Here is a 6,149-nt window from a genome sequence, read left to right as displayed (position 1 = left end):
TCCTGGCGCCGGTAGCGGCGCCCGATAGACTGGGTATCATCATAGGCGGTGCGGAACTGCCGCCGCAGCCCGGCATGGACATCTTTGGCAACGGCAGCCAGGTTCTCCTTGCGGCTCAGGGGCAGTATTGCCACCTGCACCGGGGCAATATCAGGGTGGAACCGGAGCAGTACCCTGATTTCATCTTTATCCGGCTCCTCGGCGTAGGCGTCACAGAGCAGGGCCAGCACCGTACGGTCTACCCCCGCCGAAGGCTCGATAACACAGGGCAGGTAATGCTCTTTAGTCTCGTCATCAAAGTACTCCAGGTTCTTACCGCTGTGTTTAGCATGCTGGCTCAGGTCAAAATCACCCCGGTTGGCCACCCCCTCCAGCTCCGCCCAGCCCATCGGAAACCGGTATTCGATGTCAGAGGTCCGGCGGGCGTAGTGGGCCAGCTCTTCTTTGGCGTGCTCCCGCAGTTTCAGGTTCTCCTTTTTGATACCAAGCCTCGCATACCAGTTAAGCCGCTGCTCAAGCCAGTAGTCAAACCACTCCCCGTCAGTCCCCGGCTTAACGAAGAACTCGATTTCCATCTGCTCGAATTCCCGGCTTCGGAAGATAAAATTACCGGTGGTAATCTCATTGCGGAAGGCTTTACCAATCTGGGCAATGCCGAAGGGCAGCTTTTTGCGGGTGGTATCAACCACATTCTGGAAATTGACGAAGATACCCTGCGCCGTCTCCGGGCGCAGGTAGACAACACTGGCGTCTTCCTCCACCGGCCCGATAAAGGTCTTGAACATCAGGTTGAACTGGCGGGGCTCGGTCAGCTCACCACCACAGGACGGGCACCGCTCGCTATTCAACTCATCGGCCCGCCAGCGCAGGTGGCAGCTTTTGCACTCCACCAGAGGGTCGGAAAAACCGGAGACGTGGCCGCTGGCTTCCCACACCCGTGGAGGCATCAGGATACTGGTATCCAGTCCCACCATATCGTCACGTTCCTGTACCATCGCCCGCCACCAGGCTTCTTTGACATTCCGCTTCAGCTCCACCCCCAGGGGCCCGTAGTCCCAGCAACTGGAAAGCCCTCCGTAGATGTCACTGCTGGGGAAGATATAGCCCCGCCGCCGGCACAGCGAGACAAGCTTTTCCATATCAACCTTACCTGGTATACGTTCGGGCATCAGTTCACTCCTTAAAACTCTTGCTGGATGGCTCTAGCGCTGGCTTCCCCAGGCGCGTAACATGAGCCGACTGAACAATACGCCAAGGACAATACCGCCCAGGACCATGACAATCAGGGCGAATACCCACAATGGCAGCAGGTGAATCCGGTACAAATTGTAGCTGAAAATATCGAGCAATGCAAAGCCGAGAATAATTTGCGGCAGGGCAACCATATTACCCATCAGTACCAGAACGCTTTCCAGCTTGATGCCGGGTCTCCCGGACTGCTGGAAACGGCCCCCCAGCCGGGTTGCCCCCCAGGTAAGGACCGCGGCCAGGAGGGTAAGAATGAACTGCGGCAGCAGCAGCGCGGTGGTAACAACGCCGCGGCCCAGCCACCTGTCAGCGGAACCATCCATCGTAAAGCGATAAGCCACTGCATCGGGAAGTCGCGGATAGAAATATACGGTGATAATAACTGACAGCAGCAGGACCAGCACGGGAAGCATGATATAGCCCCAGCGAAAGGCCAGAGCCGGAGCCGGGGACGGGGTACTTTGCCTGACCGGGGCCTGGCTTCTCCGTGCCGACTTCTGCCTGGAGACAAACCAGACAACAGCCCCGCCAGCGAGCAGCAGTAACAGAACAACAGCGACAATAAGGATGGCGATAAACATCTATTTAATCAAAGCGGTCAATGCTTAGAAATTACCAGCTTTACCGTGAGATGTCAACGATTTTCACGCGGCATTCTGTTTGCTTTGACCGCTTTCATCATTACAGTAGGCTCTGTGCCCTTGAGCCCGGCGAACCTCAACCCTTCAAATCCCCATCTCCTTGTTAAGGACTGGGGGAAGAATAATGTCAATTCTGAGGAACAAAGTGACGAAGAATCTGTGGGTGGGGAAGACCAGGTTACGCCACCACGAGACCCTTCACGGAGTTTATACTGAGCGAGGCGAACGTGCTCAGGGTGACAATTACTGTTTTCGGACAGTCCCTCTTAAACGCGCCGTAATTATATACGGTTTGACACTCGCGATAATACAGAAGTAGAATTGCACTGTTCCATGGAAGTCAGAAAATCAACCCGGAAGATAGACAAGACCCTGCTGGTACTGGTCGCCCTGGTGCTGATTGCGGTAACGATTGCCTTCTTGACCGGAGGCGGACAGCTAGCTCTGGCGGGCTTAAGACAGGCTGGCCGCCTCGCCGGGACAATATGGTTCCGTCTCATCCTGGGCTTTACCCTGGGAGGGCTGATTCAGGTACTGGTACCCCGCGCACTGATCGCCAGATGGCTGGGGCCGGCCTCAGGACTGAAGGGCATCCTCATTGGCTCCTATACCGGTATGCTGATGAGCGGCGGCCCCTATGTTTTCCTACCCATTATCGCCTCTATTTACCGGGCGGGGGCCGGTGTCGGCCCCGTCATCGCCCTGCTGGCCGGGCGTTCCCTGCTCGGTATTGAGATGCTCATCGTCTGGCAGATGCCATTCTTTGGCATACAGCTGCCCCTGGCACGGTTTATCGCCAGCCTGTTATTACCCCCTCTCATCGGACTGGCCGGTAAAGCGGTATACCAGGCTGTAACCAGAACAGATGAAGCAATTGCTGCCGGTGAGGAGAAAAACGCTGAAAGCAAACACGCTGCTGAGCCGGATAAACCCGGCACAATGCCGGAACAGGAGGATGGAAAATGGACATAACCCTGCTGGCGCTGGTGGGCATGGTGCTAACGGCCACGGCCATCGCTTTCTGGCAGGGTAGATGGCCACTACTCTACTCAGGGCTGAAACAGGCCGTCCTAACCTTGAAGTTCATCTGGGTACGCCTGATACTGGGCATAACCCTGGGAGGACTGATTCAGGTGATAATCCCCAGCAACCTGGTCGCCGAGTGGCTGGGACCCACGTCAGGATTAAAGGGCATCCTCATCGGCTCCTACGTCGGTGCCGTCATCAGCGGCGGACCCTATATTACCCTGCCCATCGTCGTATCTATTTACGCTGCCGGGGCCGGCGTTGGCCCGGTTATTGCCCTGCTGACATCAATAAGCCTGCTCGGCATACAGCCGATACTGGCCTGGCAAATACCATTACTGGGGGCAAAAATAACTTTAGTGAAGTACGCCGTCTGTCTGGTTCTGCCTCCATTTATCGGCCTGGCGGGGGACGCCATCTACCGCCTGTTGACCGCGGCTTAAGCTCCTCCCTGTCTTGCCGTTTCGCGCCCTTTATGCTAATCTGTGGCTAACGTCAATGACAGACAAACTGAAGGTAGCCGCCATTCAGATGAAGATGCCTTCCATCAGCAAGGAGGCGAATATCGCCCGTGCCCTGGAACTTATTGAGCGGTGCGCCGGTGAAGGGCCGAGAATTATCTGCCTGCCGGAGCTGTTTTCCACGGCCTATTTTGCCGTGGCGGAGGCGGTAGAGAGCTTCGACCTCGCGGAAACCGTCCCCGGCCCCACCACGAACACCCTGGCCGGTATCGCCCGGAAGTATAATACCTGCATTTCCGGCAGTATTTTTGAGCATGATGAACTGGAACGCCTCTACTACAACTGTGCCTTTCTCATCGCTGCTGACGGGACGCTGGCCGGTAAATACCGGAAGGTGCACATCCCTTACGTTAACCACGGGGGCAAATACCTGAATGAAAAATACTATTTCCGTCCCGGCGACCTCGGTTTCCCCGTTTTCCCGGCAGACGGAATAAAGACCGGCCTGCTCATCTGCTATGACCGTTCTTTTGCCGAAGCCTGGAGATGTTTATCCCTGAAAGGGGCTGAAATTGTCATGGTACCCACCGCTTCCTCAGGGTGGCGCAGCGATTCCTGGGAGTTCGGACTGAGGACCAAAGCAATAGAAAACAGCCTCTTCATTATCGCCCCCAACCGTGTCGGGGAGGAGAACTTTTACCGCCATAACTCACCGGCTTTCTTCGGCAGCAGCCTCATCGTGAGCCCGCTGGGCAATGTCCTGGCTAAAGCCACAGCCACCGATGAGGAAATAATAACCGCCGAACTGGACTTTGCCGATATGCACGAAGCCAGGCAACGCTACCGCTTCCTGCACGACTGGCGGCCGGAAGCCTATGACGCCTACGCCGGCGTATATTCCCGGATTACAGGCAAGGTGACTCCCATCCCGGATTTACGAGACACCACAACACCGGAAAAGTAATCTTTAATGGATTAAGGAGGAGTTATGAGCGCGCCAATTATAGAGATGTTACCCATGGCCCGGACGATAGTAGAGAGAATCCTCAGCATCAAGCCGGGGGAAAAAGTCTGTATCTATACCGATACACAGCGCCCTGAAAGTATTACCCAGTTGCTGGCCGGCAGCGTGCGCGCCGCCGGGGCCGAGCCGGTAGTGGTAACGATAACCCCCCGGGAGGTCGGCGGAGTAGACCCACCACCGGTGGCGATAGCGGCGATCCAGGCGGCTGATGTCATCATCGCCCAGGCCAGCTACGCCATTATCCACACAGAAACGGTACGAAACGCCTTGAAACAGGGGTCACGTATCTGTGAAATGTGGGGCTTCAACGAGGACATGATGGTACACGGCGGCGCCACCGCCGACTACCCCGCCATCAGAGAGCTTTCCCTGAAGCTGGAAAAAATCCTTACCGAAGGTAAAGAAGCCCGCCTGACCACACCGGACGGGACCGATATGACCGTCTCCATGGAGGGCAGAGGGGGCGCCATTCTGGCCGGTTTCGCCACCGGGCCCGGGCAGTTCTGCGCCTTCCCTGACGGCGAAGCCACCATCGCCCCGATTGAGGGAAGCGCCCGCGGTGTTCTGGTGAACCCGTTCTGCATGGAGAAACAGGAGTTCGGTTTCATCAAGGAAGGAATAACGCTCAAGGTGGAAGGAGGCAGGGTCGTCGCCATTGAGGGGGGACTGATAGCCAGTCAGCTACGCAGCTTATTGGATTCGATGGGAGATACCGCCCGCAACATCGCCGAGCTGGCCATCGGCACCAACCCCAAGGCTCGTGTCGGCGTAACGATCAGGGAAACCAAAAAAGCCTGGGGCACCACCCACGTTGCCCTGGGAGACAGCCGGAGCATCGGCGGGACTGTGGAAAGCCCCCTGCACATGGACATGATTTTCCGGGAGCCGACACTGGTGGTTGACGGAAAAACAATCGTCAAGGATGGGCAGATTCTGATTCGCTAATATTAGAGATCGAGTGGATGTCAGGTAACGCTATCTCCCGGGATTACCGGCAATATATTGATCGAGGAGTTCGGCGGCGCGTGCGGGATTAAACACTCCGCAGACGCAGGGTTTAGCCATGATACCAGCCGCCTTTTCCAGACTGAGACGGTTATTCCTGACATCGTCCGCCATCCGCCTCACCAAGTTGAAGGAGACCATGCCGTGCCCGCACATGGTACTGATGTCCAGTACCTCTGACTCCTGCGGTAACTTATCTACTTTTCCCCACACCCCCAGCGAGCACTGCGCGGTATGGCGCTGGATACCCGCTGACCGGCACATCCCGTCCACTTCATTGAAGAGCCCGCTGACAATCACGGATACGCCGAGGTCTGCCTTAGCCACGTCCTTGACGAGGGCTTCCGCCCGGTGACGGTCATCGAGCACCACGTAAGCCTTCTTCTCTCCCCTCACTCCCTCCAGCAGCGCGCTGGCGGAAACGGTGAACAGATTACCCACCCGCGGCGAGCCGATATTTACCGGACCATAGTTGAGTCCCAGCCGCAGGAACTCCTGGAGCTTGGGACCGGCACCCTTATCATTGATTCTGGTGGCGGCGTACATAAACACAACGTAGTCCCGGTTCAGACTGTCCACGGTTCCCTGACGATGGTTGGTATGTGTCATCGTTAACCTCCTAGTGTAGTGTCTCTTATATATCTTGCCGTATCAAGGAAGTTGCTGTCATTCCAGCGAAGGCTGGAATCCAGGGGATAGACATGGATTCCGGATCAAGCCTGGCCTGGCGACAGGCCAGGGTCC

At 56.7% G+C, this 6,149-nt stretch carries 7 protein-coding genes; 4 read left to right on the top strand and 3 right to left on the bottom strand.

Annotated elements, in window-relative coordinates; genetic code table 11:
- Together Q8Q07_02725 and Q8Q07_02720 are read right to left on the bottom strand one after the other, a co-directional pair.
- Positions 1-1,169 (bottom strand): glycine--tRNA ligase (locus Q8Q07_02725; protein MDP3879206.1); only part of this gene is annotated, 1,169 nt, incomplete at its 3' end.
- Positions 1,170-1,202: 33 nt separating this feature from the next.
- Positions 1,203-1,829 (bottom strand): DUF1648 domain-containing protein, encoded by a 627-nt coding sequence (locus Q8Q07_02720; protein MDP3879205.1) that lies wholly within the window; start codon positions 1,827-1,829, stop codon positions 1,203-1,205.
- A 393-nt stretch (positions 1,830-2,222) separates the two neighbouring features.
- Between Q8Q07_02720 and Q8Q07_02715 the strand changes: the two genes are divergently transcribed.
- Genes Q8Q07_02715 through Q8Q07_02700 form a run of 4 tightly spaced genes read left to right on the top strand, consistent with a single transcriptional unit; the run spans position 2,223 to position 5,345 of the window.
- Entirely contained in the window at positions 2,223-2,861 is a 639-nt protein-coding gene (locus Q8Q07_02715) for a permease (GenBank protein ID MDP3879204.1), read from the top strand.
- Positions 2,852-3,358: a permease gene (locus Q8Q07_02710; GenBank protein ID MDP3879203.1), complete on the top strand. Its 507-nt coding sequence runs from the start codon at positions 2,852-2,854 to the stop codon at positions 3,356-3,358. The genes Q8Q07_02715 and Q8Q07_02710 overlap by 10 nt, the downstream gene beginning before the upstream one ends.
- Positions 3,359-3,413: 55 nt before the next feature.
- Complete coding sequence (locus tag Q8Q07_02705) at positions 3,414-4,340, top strand: nitrilase-related carbon-nitrogen hydrolase (GenBank protein MDP3879202.1); 927 nt, start codon at positions 3,414-3,416, stop codon at positions 4,338-4,340.
- A 24-nt stretch (positions 4,341-4,364) separates the two neighbouring features.
- Positions 4,365-5,345 (top strand): aminopeptidase, encoded by a 981-nt coding sequence (locus Q8Q07_02700; protein MDP3879201.1) that lies wholly within the window; start codon positions 4,365-4,367, stop codon positions 5,343-5,345.
- A 30-nt stretch (positions 5,346-5,375) separates the two neighbouring features.
- On the opposite strand, the gene Q8Q07_02695 is transcribed toward Q8Q07_02700, so the two are convergent.
- Complete coding sequence (locus tag Q8Q07_02695; protein ID MDP3879200.1) at positions 5,376-6,014, bottom strand: hypothetical protein; 639 nt, start codon at positions 6,012-6,014, stop codon at positions 5,376-5,378.
- Between the last annotated feature and the right edge of the window lie 135 nt (positions 6,015-6,149).

It is taken from the genome of Dehalococcoidales bacterium, from assembly GCA_030698765.1.
GTDB lineage: Bacteria > Chloroflexota > Dehalococcoidia > Dehalococcoidales > UBA2162 > JAUYMF01.
This window is presented reverse-complemented; position numbering and strand designations above follow the sequence as displayed.